A 16,845-nucleotide genomic window follows, 5' to 3' on the forward strand; every position below is an offset into this window, starting at 1 on the left:
TGGTATAATCAAAGGATAAAGGAGCTGAAAAGATGGTAAGCACGAAATTTGTTAATCAACTAAATGACAAATATAAAATTAAATTTAATAATCCAAAATTATTGGAAGAAGCATTCACTCACTCCTCATATGCCAATGAGCATCCACAGGATGGTGTGCGTGATTATGAAAAGCTGGAATTTTTGGGAGACGCGGTATTGGAATTGGCAATTTCTGACTACTTATATCGCCACTTTACCGAATTAAATGAGGGCGAATTAACGCGAATGCGGTCTAATATTGTTGACACTGAAGGCTTTGCGAAATTTGCTAAAAAGTTTGGCTTTCCTGCAGAAATTAATTTAGGTCATGGTGAAGAAAAAGCTGGCGCCCGTTCGCGTAAGACATTACTTGAAGACGTGTTTGAGGCCTTCAATGGTGCGCTTTTCCTTGATCAAGGCATGAATGCAGTTGAATATTTTCTCCATTTAACTGTTTATCCGTTGATTGATGCTGGTAAGTTTGATGCATCACGTGATTATAAGACCGACTTGCAGGAATTCTTACAGCAAGATGGTCCAGTTAAAATCGAATATCAAGTGATTAAGGAAGAGCAACTTCCGTCGCGTTTTACGGTTCAATTACGTGTTAATGGTCAAGATGTCTCCCAAGGTACAGGTCACAACAAAAAGTCCGCAGAGCAGGACGCGGCAAAGGCTGCCTTGGCTAAGAAGCGCTAGGGGGTAGCTTGTGCCATTAACAGAACTAATAATTGACGGTTTTAAATCTTTTGCGGAAAAGACAAAGATTGAATTTGACAGGGGAATTACCGGTATTGTAGGTCCAAACGGCAGTGGTAAAAGTAATATTACTGAAGCCATTCGTTGGGTAATGGGCGAGTCACGAGCCAAGTCACTGCGCGGCTCAAACATGAAGGACGTTATTTTTGCCGGTAGTGAATTTCGTAAGGGTGCCAATCACGCTGAAGTGACGATGGTGTTTGATAATCAAAACCGCCAGCTCAATTTTGATGACGATCAAGTCACGGTTACAAGGCGAATTTTGCTCTCAGGTGATAATGAGTACCTCATTAACAAGCATTCAGTTAGACAGCGCGATGTTCGCGCACTTTTTTTGGACTCTGGGATTTCACAAGATAGTCTGGCGATTATTTCTCAGGGGCGTGTCGATCAAATCCTAAATTCACGACCTGAGGCACGTCGAGTTCTCTTTGAAGAAGCTGCGGGCGTGCTTCATTTTAAAAAGCAAAAGGAAGCTGCCAGTCAGCAGCTTGAACAAACAACTGACAACTTGGTCAGAATTAATGATTTGGTTAAGGAATTAGAGCAGCGCATTGAGCCGTTACATGAGCAAAGTTCGTTAGCTAAGGAGTACCAATTTCAAAAACAGGGTCTTGACCAAAAATTAAAAACTCTCTTAGCTTTTGAAATTGCTGATTTGGATCAGCAAAAAACACAGGTGCAAAAACAGGTGGATGAGAATCAAATTCTGCTTTCTAAGCTTGATCGTGAAGTTAAGGAATCACAGAGTGCGGTCACAACTAAGCGAAACGAGTATAAGCAGCTTAGTGATCAGCGTGAGCAAGTACAAGCAGATCTTTTGGCTTTAACGAAAAAATTGTCGGATTTAAATGCTAATTTGCAAGTCGCGGAACAGAGTAAACAGTATAGTAAAGCAACTAAGAAGGAATATCAGTCTGAATTAAAGGATTTAAATGAGCAGGTTACCCAAGGTCAAGCTGATGATGAGAAGCTAATTGAGCAAAAGACAGCTTTAATTAGTGAGCAGCAGCTCTTGCAAAGACAGCGGGCCGATTTGACTGCTGAATTAAATGAAAATCCCACTGCCCTTAATCAAAAATTAGATGATTTACGTTCTGATTATATTCAATTATTGCAGGATCAAACTTCTAATAATAATGAAATTGTTTATCTTAATTCTGAATTAAAAAGAACCCGCGATGATAGCAGTTATCAAAATAATGATGTGACCGCTGAATTAACTAAGGCAACGACCGAGTTAAGCAGGCTAAAAACAGAGGGACAAGCACTTAAAGATAAACGGACAAAAAAGCAGGAGCAAGCTGCTGAATTAACAACAAAACAAGCTGACGTTCAAAAGGAGCTAACTAACTTACGCCAAGTTGTCAGTGAGAATACACACCAGCTAAATCAAATTAGTGCAAGGTATGACGCCTTAGAAAATATCCGCAAACGTCATGAAGGTTACTATTATGGTGTTAAGAATGTTCTGAATAATATTGCCGATTATCCCGGAATTATTGGGGCAATTGGTGAGTTGATTTCGTTTCCGGCAGAGCTTGAAGCAGCGATGGCGACGGCACTTGGTGGTGGCGTGCAAGATTTGGTCGCTGCGACTAGGTCAGATGCGCGGGATGCGATTAATCAATTAAAGCGGCGCCATGCTGGGCGAGCTACCTTTTTACCACTTGATGGCTTAAAACAGTACACGATTCCAGCTTCGACTGTGCGCAGTTTGCAGTCTTTTGCAGGTTATCAAGGTATTGCCAGCGATTTGGTAGAAAGTTCCAGCAAGGAAGACATCAGTCCGGCAATTAATTACCTTCTTGGTAGTACGGTGATTGTTGATACGATTGACAATGCCTTGCAAATTTCGCAGCGCATCGGTCGCTATCGCATTGTTACTTTAGACGGTGATATTATTTCACCAGGTGGTTCAATGACTGGTGGCGTGCGCAATCAAAAGAACAATTCACCGCTGCAAACAACTGCTGAATTAACGCAGCTTAAACAAAAGCTTGAAAAATTAAAGGCAATTTTGTCTACTGATCAAACAGCTTTAACCGCGTTAGTTAAGCAAGATGAGGAATTAACACAAGACTTGGCTGATGTTAAGCAAAAATTGCAAGAAGTCAGTCGTGATTTGGGCGAAGCCGTGCTTTCTTACCAAAATCAGGAAAAGGAAGTTAACCGGCTAAAAGCTGCCAATCAGTTGTTTGAATCACGCAGAGAAGAACGCGACAAGCAAATTACGGCACTAACTGAGAAGATTAAGCAGGCTGACCAGCAAAAAGCACATTTTGTTACTGAAATTGCTGACCAAAAAGCTAAAATTGGTCAACTTCAGGAACGAATTAAGAACTTTACAACTTTAAACCAAAAGGTTCAGGACAAGTTGGCTGAACTTGATCCCCAAATTGCAGTTTATACTAATAAATTAGAAAATCTTGTTAGTCAGCAGCAGGCAAATCAAGCGAAATTAGCCGACCAGCAACAGCAAATTAAGACTTTGACAACTAAGTTGGCGACCTTAGAGCATAATGGTCAGCTTGACCAGCAGAAGCAGCAGCAGCTCCATCAGGAAAGTCAGGCTGGAGTTGAGCAAAAGTCCCAATTGCAAGAGCAACTTAATGCTTTGAGTTCACAATTAGGTCAATTTGATGCACAAATCAATCAGTTAGATCAAGTTGCCAGTCGTAATTATGATTTGCGTAAGGATGCCGCAACTGAGCAAGAGGGACTTTCAGTTAAAATTGCCCAGTTTACCAGTAAGATTGACCAGCGACTTGAAACTTTGAATAAAGATTACTCGCTGACTTATGAAGCTGCCTTGGCTCAGGCTGAAGGTGAAAATGATGTGGCAACTCGTAAGCAACTGCAAAAAGAGGTTAAATTGCACCGCATGTCACTTGAAGATATTGGTCCCGTTAACTTAAAGTCAATTGAAGAATACGAAGAAGTTAAGGCGCGGTATGACTTTTTGAATAATCAGCAAAATGATTTGTTAAAAGCACGTGATGATTTGCGCCAGTCAATGACTGAGTTGGACCAAGAAGTCGGCAGTCGCTTTAGTAAAACTTTTACGGCGGTTGCCAAGAGCTTTAAGGAACTGTTCCCAGTTGTGTTTGGCGGCGGGAATGCCAAGCTAGTCTTGACCGATCCTGATGATTTGTTAACAACCGGTGTCGAGATTATTGCTCAGCCGCCTGGCAAAAAATTGCAGCGCTTGAGTCTTTTATCTGGCGGCGAACGGGCATTAACGGCCATCACGTTATTATTTGCGATGTTAAAAGTTAAACCGGTGCCATTTTGCGTTTTGGATGAGGTAGAAGCTGCACTTGATGATGCAAATGTGACGCGGTTCGCGCAATTTTTAGAAAAGTATGACATGCATACACAATTTATTGTGATAACGCACCGTCGCGGGACAATGGAACGAGCTGACCAACTATATGGTGTTGTTATGCAGGAGTCTGGCGTTTCGCAAGTCTTTTCAGTATCGTTAAAGCAATTAAAGAATGAGGTGAACTAAAAGTGGGCTTATTTGATAAAATTAAGAAATCACTGTTTGGTAATAAGGAAAAAGAAGCTGAAGTAGAGCCGAAGATTGAACCAGAAAAGCAGGACGCAACGGCTAATTCTGAACTGGGAGCTAACACTGACACTGATAATGTTGAAAGTGAAACTGAAAAACCAATAGAGTCAGCTATATCAGAGAGCGGAAGTGCTTCTGAAAGTGAAACTGCATCACAATCTGAATCTAGTTCGGCTGCTAAAAGTGATGTTGAGTCACAGTCTGTATCTATTTCAGAGAGCGCAAGTACTTCTGTAAGTGAATCTGAATCACAGCATGAATCTGTGTCAGAAAGTGAAAGTATTTCTGTAAGTGAATCTGCATCAGAATCAACATCTGTAAGTCAAACAATGTCTGCTGCGCCAAGTGAATCAACTGTGGCAAGTATGTCTGCGATTGAAGAAGTAGCTTCAGCTCAAACGCAGTCTGAATCTCAAGCAGAACCAGAGCCAGAAGCTGAAACTCAGGATCAAGAAGGGCAAGACCAGACTGAATTGTACGAAAAGGGACTTGCTAAGACTAACAAGGGCTTTGGTGCAAGATTAAATCAGTTTTTCGCAAAATTTAGATCAGTTGATGAAGATTTCTTTGATGATTTGGAAGAATTGTTGATTGAGTCAGATGTTGGCTTTGAAACGGCTGAAGAACTGACAACCGAATTAAAAGACGAAGCCAAACTGCAAAAGGCAAAGTCTCACGATGATTTAAAAAAATTAATCGTGGAAAAGCTGGTCGACCTTTACGACAAGAATGGGGATGCCGAAAACGAAAAGTTGCGTTCTCATCAGGATGGCAAACCCAATATTTATCTTTTTGTCGGAGTCAATGGAGCTGGCAAGACAACTACAATTGGTAAACTTGCAAAACGGTTTAAAGACCAAGGCAAGTCGGTCTTAATGGCAGCCGCCGATACTTTCAGAGCTGGTGCGGTTGAACAGCTGGTTGAATGGGGCAAGCGGGTTGATGTTCCCGTAGTAACAGGACAAGAACAGGCAGACCCAGCATCGGTTGTTTATGATGCAACAGCAAGAGCAATCAAGGAACATGTGGACTACTTATTGGTTGATACGGCTGGTCGTTTGCAAAATAAGAAGAACTTGATGAGCGAACTTGAAAAAATCGAACGGATTATCAAAAAGCAGGCTCCAGACGAACCAACAGAAACTCTCTTGGTTTTAGACGGTTCAACAGGGCAGAACGCCTTGTTGCAAGCAAAAGATTTTGATAAAACAACTAAATTAACGGGTTTAGTTCTAACCAAATTAGACGGTTCTTCAAAAGGCGGCGTGGTCTTAGCAATTAGAAACGAAATGAAGCTGCCGGTAAAACTAGTTGGCTTAGGCGAGAAGCCTGAAGATCTTGCTGATTTTGATGCAGCAAATTATGCTGTTGGTCTTTTTCATGATTTGGTATAATAATCAAAACAAAAGGAGAAAATTATGAAAGAATATAGTGCATGTACAACCATTTTGGTTGGTAAAAATGCTTCAATTGATGGTTCAACAATGATTGCCCGCAACGATGACACTTTTCGGCCAATTACGCCGCAAAAGTTTATTATTCATCCTGCTGCTCATGGTGAAAAAGGTCGCAAGATTAAGTCTTGGCTGAATAAATTCACGCTTGACCTGCCTGAGGATGCGCAAGCTGTACCAGCTGTTCCTAATGTTGACTACCAACACCGCGGCTATTATGACGAAAGTGGTATTAATCAAGAAAATGTTGCCATGTCTTGTACCGAGTCAACTTATGGCAATGAACGTGCTTTGGCTTTTGATCCATTGGTTAAAGATGGTTTAGATGAAGACTGTATGCAATCCGTTGTTTTGCCATATATTCATTCTGCTAAACATGGGGTGGAATATTTAGGCAAATTGATTGCTAAGTATGGTTCACCTGCTGGTAACTCAGTTCTGTTCAGCGATCAAGATGAAGTTTGGTACATGGAAATTGTTACTGGTCACCACTGGGTCGCTCAGAGAATACCAGATGATGCTTATGCAATTGCTGCTAACCGGGTTTCGATTGAACAAGTTGATTTTAATGATCCAGCTAACTTTATGTGGAGTGAAGGCATTCAAGAATTTGTCACCGCGCATCACTTAAATACCGATCACGAAGGTTGGAACTTCCGGCATATCTTTGGTACTTACACAGAACAAGACCGCCACTACAATACCAATCGCGTTTGGTACGGTCAAAAGTACTTCAATCCCGAAATTGAACAAGACCCAACTGATGGTGACTTGCCATTTATCCGCCGGGCAGCCAAGAAGATTACGCGTGAAGATATCGAATTTGTATTAGGCAGTCATTATCAAGACACGCCTTATGATCCATTTGGCAAGGGAACTGAAGAAGAGAAGCACCGTTTCCGTCCAATTGGTTTGAACAGAACGCAAAACTCGCATATTTTGCAAATTAGGAATGATGTTGACCGCGACAAGGCCGCAATCATGTGGTTATGTATTGGTGGTCCAACTTTTACACCATTTGTGCCGTTCTTTGCAAATATGAACGACACAGACCCATCATACAGTAATACTTCAATGGACTACAACATGAGTGACGCTTGGTGGTATTACAAGTCATTGGCTGCAATCGTTGAAAGTCATTATCCGCAATTTGTGCAGTTAGATACCGACTACTTGAAGGATTTGAACCAATACTTCCGCCGGAGAGTTGAAGATGTTATTGCCGGTGCTGAAGCTAAAAGTGGCAGCGAATTGACAGATTATTTGACTAAGGCAAACCAAGAAACGGTTGCTTATACCCGCAAACAATCAGAAAAATTGTGGGGTCAGATGATGATTGATTCAATTAACATGTCGAAATTGACCTTTAATATGGATGAAAATTTATAGTAAATAAAAAAGCCTTAACCGTGATGGTTAAGGCTTTTTTAGTTTGAAGTTATAACTTGTTCATTGCGGAATGGTGCATGCCATAGAGGTAATAAATAATGATGCCAACTATTGTCCAAACTAGCATGTATTCTTTTGCTTGATTATCCAAGCCTAGGAAGACGGCAAATGATCCTAAGAATGCGAGAAACGGCAAAACCGGATAGAGCGGCATTTTAAATGCGGGATCGGCAATGTCGTGACCTTCGCGTGGTCGTAAACGATAAATACCAATTGACACAAACATAAAGGCAATTAATGTTCCCGCAGATACTAATTGAGTTAAAAAGGCAAAGGGAATAAAGGCTGAAATGACAATGGCAATAATGGCAACTGTCCATAATGCTGTTGCTGGGCGGTGATCCGGATTAAGTTTACCTAATTTCTTTGGTAACATGCCATCACGACCAAAAGAGTAGACTAGCCGTGAACTTGCCATACATAGGCCAATTAAGGCAGTAAACATACCCAAGACTGCTACTGATTGAACAATGATTGCAACACCGCCATGACCGGTTTGGCGTAAAGCATAACCGACAGGTTCAGCAGAGTTAAGATACTGATGGTAAGGAACCATGCCGACAAGTACTAAGCTTACAGCGACAAATAAGACAACAGCAATTAATAATGAACCAATAATTCCACGAGGCATGGTCTTTTGCGGGTTAATTGCTTCAGCAGAATTAGAAGCGATTGTGTCGAAGCCTAAGAAGGAAATATAAATCATGGAAACACCAGCATAAATTCCCTGCCAGCCGCCGAATGGTCCGTGTGCGGTAGGACGATAATGTGGAATGAACGGCACGAAATTGGCAGCCTTAATTGCTGTTAAACCGACAACAACAAAAAGTACAATTGCCAAAACTTTAACAACGACTAAGACATTTTCAACGCGGGATGCCTTGGATACCCCAAAACTAACTAAGATTGCGGCAAGAATGATAGCAATTAGTGCTACTAGGTCAACCACGCCGCCATTAACACCTAGTGGGTTAGCTAAGGCTGCCGGTAATTTCCAACCTAAAGGGGCAATTAGTGCCCGCAAGTTGGCTGACAAGCCCGAACTAACAAAGGCCATACCAATTAAGTATTCGGCTAAAAGCGCCCAGCCAGAAATCCAGCCCCAAAATTCGCCGAAGACGACGTTAATCCATGAATATACCGAACCAGCAAAGGGCATTGCTGCCGCCATTTCGGCATAGGCAAAAGCTACTAGTCCAGCAACGATTGAGGCAATAACACAAGAGATAGCAACTGCTGGTCCCGTGTGCAGTGCTGCAACTTCACCTGGCAGTGTGAAGATTGAGGTGGAAACGATTGTCCCAACGCCAAGAGCCAAAAAGTCACGTACCTTTAAGGTGCGCACCAAATGACCATCTTTTTCTTGATAAATATTAGGATCTTCCTTACGGTTCATGGTTTGCCAAAGCTTCAACTAAATTACCTCCATAGGATAAAATTATTTTTTGATAATAAAATTAAATAATAATTAATAATAATGCAAAATATTTTAATCGTCAAATTTAACCTCATTAGCAAACTAAAAACGCAGCTAGGTTGTCTAGCTGCGTTTTTTAAAAGTTGAAAATTAAAGTTAATTTTTCTGATTCATTACTGAATGTTTTAATCCATAAGCGAAATAAATAATTAGTCCAATGACAAACCAAATAATTGCGTAAATTTTAGCCTGTGTATCAAGTCCCATAAAGACAATGAGTGATCCCAAAAATCCTAAGAATGGCAGTACAGGATACCAGGGCATTTTAAATGCAGGTTTAGAAATATCAACGCCTTCACGTGGTCTTAAGCGATAAATACCTAGGGAAACAAACATGAAAGCAATCAGTGTGCCAGCTGAAACCAGCTGTGTTAGGAATGAAAATGGTAAAAAGGCACTGATTAAGATTGCCACGACGGTAATTGTCCAGAGAGCATTATTAGGTCTTTTGTCATTATTCAACTTACCTAATTTCTTTGGCAGCATGCCGTCACGACCAAAGGAGTAAACTAATCTTGAACTTGACATGCAGAGACCAATTAGCGCGGTAAACATACCGAAAACAGCAATTGTCTGCACGATTGTGGCGATTGTCCCGTGACCAATTGACCGCAGAGCAAGACCGACTGGTTCGGCTGAACCAAGATATTTTTGATAAGGGACAACGCCAATTAGCACCAGACTAACGGCAACAAATAAGACAACGGCAATTAATAGTGAACCGACAATTCCGCGGGGCATGGTTTTTTCTGGGTTTTTGGCTTCGGCAGAATTAGCCGCGATTGCATCAAAGCCTAGATATGATACGAAGATCATGGACACACCGGCATAAATTCCCTGCCAGCCGCCAAAAGGACCGTTGGCAGTTGCTCGGTAACGTGGAATAAATGGAATGAAGTTAGCCTTTTTAATTGCGGTCATACCAACAATAACAAAGAGTAAGATTGCCAAGACTTTCAGGGCAACGAGGGCGTTTTCAACTCGAGATGCCTCAGATACCCCGTGACTAATCAACAGGGAAACTAAAAAGATCGATACAATTGAAATGAGATCGATAACTCCGCCATGAACACCAAAGGGATTGGCTAAAGCAGCCGGCAACTTTAAGCCTAAGGGAGCAATAAGGGCACGAAAATTGGCCGAAATTCCCGAACCGATAAATGACATGGCGATAAAGTATTCAGCTAGAAGCGCCCAGCCAGCAATCCAGCCCCAGACTTCGCCAAAGACAACATTAATCCAAGAATATGCAGAACCGGCAAAAGGCATTGCTGCCGCCATTTCCGCATAAGCAAAAGAAACAATGCCGGCAACTATGGCTGCCAAGACGCAAGAAATGGCGACTGCCGGTCCTGTATGTAGAGCTGCCACTTCTCCAGGCAGCGTGAAGATGGAGGTGGAAACGATGGTTCCGACCCCTAATGCCAAAAAGTCTTTCACGGTAAGTGAGCGCACTAGCTGACCATCTTTTTGTTCATAGACTCGTGGATCTTCCTTACGGTTAATTTTTTTCCATAAATTCACTTTTTATTCTCCTTAAAATTTTTAAAATCAATATAAAGAAGCTTACACAATTGCCTTTAAGTGTGCAAGCTTAATTATCATAAGAAAACTTGCAAATAATCGCAAATGTTTTTTCATTCAAAAATCAATAAATTTTGCTAAGAGTTGCTGCTGGCAATCGTCAAGCTGGCGCTTTTTTGCTATACTGGTTCAAGGTGAAAGTAATGGACGAACTCGTTAAAAATGAATTGTTGGGCGATTTATACGCATATTATGGTCAGCTCTTAACTAAGGGACAGCAAAGTTATTTTGAGGATTATTATTATAATGACCTGTCTTTGGGTGAAATTGCCGCTAATCACAAGGTGTCAAGGCAGGCAGTCTATGATAATCTGCGTCGCTGCCGAAAACTTTTAACCAATTATGAAGCAAAATTGCACATGCAAAAAGATTATAATGAAATAGAGCAGGAGCTGGCGGTAATTGCTGATGCGGTCGCTCAGGATCAACATGAAGAAGCATTAATTAAAATTAAGCAGTTATTAGGAAAAATGAGGGGAGAATGAGTCAATGGCTTTTGAAAATTTAAGTGAACGAATTCAAAAAGCGTTGCGGAATTTAACTGGCAAGGGCAAAATTTCTGAAGAAGACATTAATAATGCCAGCCGTGAAATTCGGCTAGCATTGCTTGAAGCCGACGTTAACTTTAAGGTTGTTAAAGATTTTATCAAGAAAATCAAGGAAGAGGCCTTAGGTAAGGAGGTCCAGGAAAGTTTAAATCCGGGTCAACAAGTCATTAAAATTGTTAATGATGAATTAACCAAGATGATGGGTGAGAGTGCTGTCGGGCTGAATAAGTCCAAGCATATACCAACCATTATTATGATGGTCGGTCTGCAAGGTACTGGTAAGACAACCACCGTTGGTAAATTGGCCAATCGGCTGATGCAAAAAGAAAAAGCTCGGCCGCTGTTAATTGCCGGCGATATTTATCGTCCGGCCGCAATTGACCAGCTTGAACAAATCGGGGCTGAATTAAAAGTTCCGGTTTATAGTGAAAAAGACCAGTCAGACGTTGCTCAAATCGTCCAAAATGGTTTAAAACAAGCTGAAACCAATAAGAATGACTATGTAATTATCGATACGGCTGGTCGACTGGAAATTGACGAACCGTTAATGGAAGAACTCGAGCAAGTTAAAGAAATTTCCCAACCAGACAATATCTTATTGGTCGTTGACGCGATGACTGGTCAAGCTGCAACTGATGTTGCTAAAGGCTTTGACAGCCGGTTAGATATTACCGGGATTATTTTAACTAAGCTTGATGGTGATACTCGTGGTGGTGCGGCACTGTCGATTAGAGCAGTTACGGGTAAGCCAATTATCTTCACTGGTCAAGGTGAAAAATTAACTGACCTTGAGCAGTTCCACCCAGACCGGATGGCTTCTCGAATCTTGGGCATGGGCGACATGCTGACTTTGATTGAAAAGGCACAAGAAGATTACGATGCCAAAAAGGCTGAACAAGTCGCTGAAAAGATGAAGGAGAATACCTTCGACTTTAACGACTTTGTCGATCAACTTGACCAAGTTGAAAAGATGGGACCACTCGATCAAGTTATGAAGATGATTCCGGGACTTGCTAATAATCCGCAGCTGAAAAATATCAATATTGATAAAAAACAAATTTTGCACGTCAAGGCAATTGTGTCATCAATGACGCCTGAGGAACGTGAAGACCCTGAATTGCTTAATCCTAGCCGCAGAAGAAGAATTGCAACTGGGTCTGGTCGACCAGTTGTTGAAGTCAACCGGATGATTAAGCAGTTTAAACAGGCTCGCGATATGATGAGTAAGATTATCAAAGGTAATTTTAAGGGCATGGGCAATTTGCCAGGCATGGATTCACCTATGGCGAAAATGGCAATGCGGCGTATGGGTAAAAAGTTCAAGAAGAACAAGAAAAAGCGCATGAAGATCAAGCGTTATCACTCATAATTGCCTGTTAAGTAAAAACACTTTACACCTGCTTGAAAAAATGCTATATTATTAATCGTTAAGTTTTAGGAGGATATTAATTTATGTCAGTAAAAATTCGTATGCGCCGTATGGGTGCTAAAAGAAAGCCTTTCTACAGAATCGTTGTTGCAGACTCAAGAATGCCACGCGATGGTCGTTTCATCGAAGAAGTAGGTTTCTACAACCCAGTTGCAGAACCAAAGCAATTAAAGCTTGATGAAGACAAAATCTTTGAATGGCTTAAGAAGGGTGCACAACCTTCAGACACTGTTAGATCACTTCTTTCAGGTGCTGGCTTAATGAAGAAGTTGCACGAATCAAAGCAAAGCAAATAATTAATTTGCAAAGGTAGAAAGTTTGAAGTTAGAAGCTTCAAACTTTTTTCTTACTTAGATTTAGGAGGGCAAATGCAATATTATGATGTAGCGCAGATTGTGACAACTCACGGACTAAAGGGTGAGGTCAAGGTTAACTTAATAACTGACTTCCCTGAAGAACGCTTTTCTGCTGGCAGTAAATTAACTCTCAAAGATGATCAAGACCGTGTTTTAACGGTCACAAGTGGGCGACCATTTAAGCAGTCGTGGCTGGTTCAGTTTGCGGAAGTTACCGATATTGATCAAGCTGAAAAATTAAAGGGTAAAACCTTGGTTGTAAGTGAAGATGCTCAACACGACCTGCCTGATGGTGTTTACTATTATCGTGATATTCTTGGCTGCACGGTTTTAGATAATCAAACTGGCGAAATTTTAGGGAAAATCACCGATATTATGTCCCCTGGTGCTAATGATGTTTGGCAGATAACTGAAGAATCGGGCAAGGAATACCTGATTCCTTATATTGATGATGTGGTTAAAAAGGTCGATATTGCTGCTAAAGAGGTTTATGTTGAATTAATGGAGGGACTGCGCGATGAAGATTAATGTGTTGACGCTTTTTCCAGATATGTTTACCCCACTGCAAACTTCAATGCTGGGGCGCGGATTAGAAGACGGCAAATGGGCACTTAATCTAGTTAATTTTCGCGACTTTACCAGTGATGTCCACCATCACGTTGATGATACTCCGTATGGTGGTGGCGCCGGAATGGTCTTGCAAATTGTGCCAATTAAGAAGGCCTTGGATTCACTGACTAATAAGGGTAAGGTAATTATTACCGCCCCACAAGGCCAGACATTCAACCAGCAAATGGCCCAACGCTGGTCTAATGAAGAAAATCTAACTTTCATTTGCGGTCATTATGAGGGCTTCGACCAACGGATTTATGATTTGGCTGATGAGACTGTTTCAATTGGTGATTATGTCTTAACTGGCGGCGAATTGCCAACCATGAGTATGATTGATGCAACAGTGCGGCTGATTCCGGGGATTTTGGGCAATGCGGCTTCGCCAGTTGAAGAAAGTTTTTCTCACGGATTGCTTGAATACCCCCAGTACACAAGACCGGTTGACTTCGAAGGCTTCAAGGTGCCAGAAGTGTTGACATCAGGCAACCACCAAAAAATTGCTGAGTGGCGGCATAAAGAAGCACTCAGAGCGACTTATTTATCTCGGCCTGATATGCTGGAAAATTATGCTTTAAGTCTTCAAGAACAAGACTGGCTCGCGGAGTTTAAAAAAGACGATTAGACTTGCGTTAATGCGGTTAATTTGCTAAGATATTAAAAGTGTTGGTGTTTAGCCGCACTAAGAGTTATGGGTGTTCCGCTGACGCAGGTAGCGTTAATGAATGCCGCAAGAGGAGAAAAATTATGGATCCATTAATTCAAGAATTGACTAAAGAACAATTACGTGACGATATTCCTGACTTCCGCGCAGGTGACACTGTTCGTGTTCACGTTCGCGTTGTTGAAGGTACTCATGAACGTATTCAGATGTTCGAAGGTGTCGTAATCAAGAGAAAGGGTGCTGGCATTGCTGCAACTTACACTGTTCGTAAGATTGCTTCTGGTGTTGGTGTTGAACGTACTTTCCCAGTTAACGACCCACGTGTTGCTAAGGTTGAAGTATTACGTCACGGTCGTGTACGTCGTGCTAAGCTTTACTACTTACGTGAACGTCATGGTAAGTCTGCAAGAATCGCAGAAAAGCGTCGTTAATTCACGCTTTACCATTGAAAAAGAACCATCTTTAAAAAAGATGGTTCTTTTTTTGTTACTTGTGGTACTATAAAAATATGTTTCTATAATTGGAGGGTGATAAAATGAGTGAACCGTTTTTAATGCAATTTGATCCAAGTCCTAGTGCCGTGCTAGATCCCGACCATGAGCGGGCTGAGCTTGATTATCATTTTCCTAAAAAATTATTATTTGCCTTTATTACTTCTGAGGCAATTGCTGAATTTTTGGCAGGACATGAGCACCGCGAAATTGGTGTATTTAAGTGCTTTGAAGGTCCAACCAAAATTTATGAGGTGCAGCTAGAAAATGAAAAAATCACCTTTTGTCAGGCAAAGATTGGTGCTGCGGCAGCTGTGGAATTGCTTGATTGGTTAATCGGTTACGGTGTAAGGCAGGTTATTGCCATTGGTTCTGCTGGCGTACTGGTTAACTTGCCGGAAAATTACTTTTTGGTGCCAACCAGGGCAATTCGTGATGAAGGAACGTCATTTCATTACGCGTTAGCAGATAATTTTATTAGCTTAGAAAGTCCTTATTTAAGGCGAGTAGAAAAGCTAATGCAGCAGAATAATTTTAAGGTGAAAGAAGTTACCACTTGGACAACCGATGGTTTTTTCCGCGAGACGCCAGCTAAAGTTAAGCAGTTTAAGGAGTTGGGTGCTTCTTGCGTTGAAATGGAGTGTGCAGCCTTAGCCGCATGCGCAAACTTTCGCCAGGTAGATTTTGCGCAAATTCTGTTTACGGCGGACTCTTTAAGTGATTTAGAAAAGCATGAGGACCGTGGCTGGGGTAGGGATGCACACGATATGGCTTTGCAATTAGGAGCACAAATTTTGTCGAAAATCTAGCATAATGCTTGTGAAAATTGTTGTCGTGGAACTAATGTGAAACTAAATAAATTTTCACAATCTTAAATTTAATCGCTGATATATCAGCGATTGTATAAAATTATTACCAAAAAGTTTGTGAAGTCAAGTTAACGAGTAGATGTGGAAACTATCAAATAGCTTGCAATGAAAGCGATAATACGTGATGAAGTATCCAGAGTGGCTGATTGCCAAAGTTCAAAAAAGAGCACAAGGAATGAAATTAGAAGGGCTAAATGAAGGTGCCGGACCACAGCATCCAGCACTAATGATTGTCGGAGAAGCTCCCGGTCGAGATGAAATCGTCTCGCATGTCCCGTTTCATGGCAGTTCGGGTAAAGAACTAATGAAGTCATTGGCATTGATTGGTTTAACACGCGATGATGTTTATATTACCAGCGTAGTTCGCAGTCGTCCTTTTGCAACTAAGACGGTTTTCAGTAAAAAAGAAAATCAGGATGTTATTAAGCACCCGAATCGAAAGCCAACTAAAAAAGAAATTTTAGCTCATGCACCATTCTTTGATTATGAGGTCGCTCATGTCCAGCCTAAGATTATTGTCACGGTTGGCGGAACTGCGATTGAACGTTTGCTGGGACCGGGGCACAGTATTTCACGTGAGCATGGTCAGGTGATTAAGCAGACACCAATTTTGCAATTGAATGCTGCTGAAGATGGTTATGAATGGTCAAAAGAAAAATATATGTTGATTATGGAATATCATCCGGCAGCGGTTTTTTATAATCGCAAGTTAACGGAAACTATTAAAGAAGATTGGCTTGCTTTGAAGCCATATTTAGACACAAAAAAAGACTAGAACTAGTTCTAGTCTTTTTGATTAGTTGATGTTATTACGGTAAAGACCAACTACTTTGCCCAAAATTTGCACTTGGTCAAGGATAATTGGTGCCATCGCATCATTTTCCGGCTGCAGGCGGTAATGGCTTTTTTCTTTGTAAAAACGTTTGACAGTTGCTTCATTTTCTTCAGTCATTGCAACTACAATTTCACCATTAATTGCGGAACTTTGCTTGCGGACGATGACATTGTCACCGTTTAAGATACCAGCGTTAATCATGCTTTCGCCGTGAACTTTTAGCATAAATAAGTCACCGGCATCATTGGCTAAATCTGGTGGCAGGGGGAAGTAATCTTCAACGTCTTCAACCGCTAAAATTGGCTGCCCAGCAGTAACAACGCCAACAACTGGAATTTCGCTGGGTTTAATGCCTAATGCTCGTTTACCTTCTGCTGTAATTTCTAAAGCGCGTGGCTTAGTTGCGTCTTTAATCAATAGCCCTTTTCGCTCCAAACGAGCTAGGTGTCCGTGAACAGTTGACGTAGAAGAAAGATTGACCGCAGCGCAAATTTCACGAACAGTTGGGGGAAAGCCACGGTCCGTCACGGTTTCATAGATGTAGCGTAATATTTCTAATTGTTTAGAATCATGATTAACAGGCATAATTTCTCCCCATTACTATAAGATAAAATTTCTATAAAGTAAGTTTACCAAAGATTTTTGCTAAATACAAACAAACGTTCTAAGAACTAAAACTTTTTTTCTGGAGACAAATAAGGTAGACTTTTTTAATAAGAGGTGT

At 41.2% G+C, this 16,845-nt stretch carries 15 protein-coding genes; 12 read left to right on the top strand and 3 right to left on the bottom strand.

Annotated elements, in window-relative coordinates:
• The first annotated feature begins 32 nt into the window (after positions 1–32).
• The 4 genes from rnc to PT281_RS04095 are packed head-to-tail and all read left to right on the top strand — an operon-like array spanning position 33 to position 7,199.
• Positions 33–719, top strand: coding sequence for a ribonuclease III (gene rnc / locus PT281_RS04080; protein WP_277152306.1), 687 nt, complete (start codon positions 33–35; stop codon positions 717–719).
• Positions 720–729: 10 nt separating this feature from the next.
• The gene (gene smc / locus PT281_RS04085) at positions 730–4,293 is read left to right on the top strand and encodes a chromosome segregation protein SMC (RefSeq protein ID WP_277152308.1); all 3,564 of its coding nucleotides are present in this window, start codon (positions 730–732) and stop codon (positions 4,291–4,293) included.
• A 2-nt stretch (positions 4,294–4,295) separates the two neighbouring features.
• Positions 4,296–5,750, top strand: a complete 1,455-nt coding sequence (gene ftsY, locus PT281_RS04090) for a signal recognition particle-docking protein FtsY (protein ID WP_277152310.1) — start codon at positions 4,296–4,298, stop codon at positions 5,748–5,750.
• A gap of 24 nt (positions 5,751–5,774) precedes the next feature.
• Positions 5,775–7,199: a C69 family dipeptidase gene (locus tag PT281_RS04095; RefSeq protein ID WP_277152312.1), complete on the top strand. Its 1,425-nt coding sequence runs from the start codon at positions 5,775–5,777 to the stop codon at positions 7,197–7,199.
• A gap of 49 nt (positions 7,200–7,248) precedes the next feature.
• Here the strand turns inward: PT281_RS04095 and PT281_RS04100 are convergent, their stop codons facing one another.
• Together PT281_RS04100 and PT281_RS04105 are read right to left on the bottom strand one after the other, a co-directional pair.
• Positions 7,249–8,673: an amino acid permease gene (locus PT281_RS04100; RefSeq protein WP_277152314.1), complete on the bottom strand. Its 1,425-nt coding sequence runs from the start codon at positions 8,671–8,673 to the stop codon at positions 7,249–7,251.
• A gap of 159 nt (positions 8,674–8,832) precedes the next feature.
• Positions 8,833–10,260: an amino acid permease gene (locus tag PT281_RS04105; RefSeq protein WP_277152316.1), complete on the bottom strand. Its 1,428-nt coding sequence runs from the start codon at positions 10,258–10,260 to the stop codon at positions 8,833–8,835.
• A 203-nt stretch (positions 10,261–10,463) separates the two neighbouring features.
• Here PT281_RS04105 and ylxM point away from each other — a divergent pair, with 203 nt between their 5' ends.
• The 8 genes from ylxM to PT281_RS04145 all read left to right on the top strand — a co-directional run bounded on the left by ylxM (position 10,464) and on the right by PT281_RS04145 (position 16,061).
• On the top strand, positions 10,464–10,805 hold the full coding sequence (gene ylxM, locus PT281_RS04110) for a YlxM family DNA-binding protein (protein WP_277152318.1): 342 nt from the start codon (positions 10,464–10,466) through the stop codon (positions 10,803–10,805).
• Between the two features lie 4 nt (positions 10,806–10,809).
• The gene (gene ffh, locus PT281_RS04115) at positions 10,810–12,237 is read left to right on the top strand and encodes a signal recognition particle protein (RefSeq protein ID WP_277152319.1); all 1,428 of its coding nucleotides are present in this window, start codon (positions 10,810–10,812) and stop codon (positions 12,235–12,237) included.
• Positions 12,238–12,320: 83 nt separating this feature from the next.
• Entirely contained in the window at positions 12,321–12,593 is a 273-nt protein-coding gene (gene rpsP, locus PT281_RS04120; RefSeq protein WP_277129498.1) for a 30S ribosomal protein S16, read from the top strand.
• A 72-nt stretch (positions 12,594–12,665) separates the two neighbouring features.
• Positions 12,666–13,181, top strand: a complete 516-nt coding sequence (gene rimM, locus PT281_RS04125) for a ribosome maturation factor RimM (protein WP_277152321.1) — start codon at positions 12,666–12,668, stop codon at positions 13,179–13,181.
• A complete protein-coding gene (trmD, locus tag PT281_RS04130; RefSeq protein ID WP_277152323.1) occupies positions 13,171–13,887 on the top strand; it encodes a tRNA (guanosine(37)-N1)-methyltransferase TrmD in 717 nt (238 codons plus the stop codon). Before rimM ends, trmD begins: the two co-directional genes overlap by 11 nt.
• 122 nt (positions 13,888–14,009) lie before the next feature.
• Entirely contained in the window at positions 14,010–14,357 is a 348-nt protein-coding gene (gene rplS / locus PT281_RS04135; protein ID WP_277129501.1) for a 50S ribosomal protein L19, read from the top strand.
• 104 nt (positions 14,358–14,461) lie between these two features.
• The gene (locus PT281_RS04140; RefSeq protein WP_277152325.1) at positions 14,462–15,226 is read left to right on the top strand and encodes a nucleoside phosphorylase; all 765 of its coding nucleotides are present in this window, start codon (positions 14,462–14,464) and stop codon (positions 15,224–15,226) included.
• Between the two features lie 184 nt (positions 15,227–15,410).
• Positions 15,411–16,061, top strand: a complete 651-nt coding sequence (locus PT281_RS04145; RefSeq protein ID WP_277152327.1) for a uracil-DNA glycosylase — start codon at positions 15,411–15,413, stop codon at positions 16,059–16,061.
• A 21-nt stretch (positions 16,062–16,082) separates the two neighbouring features.
• Here the strand turns inward: PT281_RS04145 and lexA are convergent, their stop codons facing one another.
• Positions 16,083–16,706, bottom strand: coding sequence for a transcriptional repressor LexA (gene lexA / locus PT281_RS04150; protein WP_277152329.1), 624 nt, complete (start codon positions 16,704–16,706; stop codon positions 16,083–16,085).
• Positions 16,707–16,845: the final 139 nt, after the last annotated feature.

The sequence above is a fragment of the Lactobacillus sp. ESL0701 genome, assembly GCF_029433445.1.
GTDB lineage: Bacteria > Bacillota > Bacilli > Lactobacillales > Lactobacillaceae > Lactobacillus.

Coding starts and splice junctions, on each gene's coding strand:
- PT281_RS04140 (WP_277152325.1), top strand. CDS start 14,462: ATGAGTGAACCGTTTTTAATGCAATTTGATCCAAGTCCTAGTGCCGTG.
- rpsP (WP_277129498.1), top strand. CDS start 12,321: ATGTCAGTAAAAATTCGTATGCGCCGTATGGGTGCTAAAAGAAAGCCT.
- trmD (WP_277152323.1), top strand. CDS start 13,171: ATGAAGATTAATGTGTTGACGCTTTTTCCAGATATGTTTACCCCACTG.
- ffh (WP_277152319.1), top strand. CDS start 10,810: ATGGCTTTTGAAAATTTAAGTGAACGAATTCAAAAAGCGTTGCGGAAT.
- rnc (WP_277152306.1), top strand. CDS start 33: ATGGTAAGCACGAAATTTGTTAATCAACTAAATGACAAATATAAAATT.
- ylxM (WP_277152318.1), top strand. CDS start 10,464: ATGGACGAACTCGTTAAAAATGAATTGTTGGGCGATTTATACGCATAT.
- PT281_RS04145 (WP_277152327.1), top strand. CDS start 15,411: ATGAAGTATCCAGAGTGGCTGATTGCCAAAGTTCAAAAAAGAGCACAA.
- lexA (WP_277152329.1), bottom strand. CDS start 16,706: ATGCCTGTTAATCATGATTCTAAACAATTAGAAATATTACGCTACATC.
- rimM (WP_277152321.1), top strand. CDS start 12,666: ATGCAATATTATGATGTAGCGCAGATTGTGACAACTCACGGACTAAAG.
- PT281_RS04095 (WP_277152312.1), top strand. CDS start 5,775: ATGAAAGAATATAGTGCATGTACAACCATTTTGGTTGGTAAAAATGCT.
- rplS (WP_277129501.1), top strand. CDS start 14,010: ATGGATCCATTAATTCAAGAATTGACTAAAGAACAATTACGTGACGAT.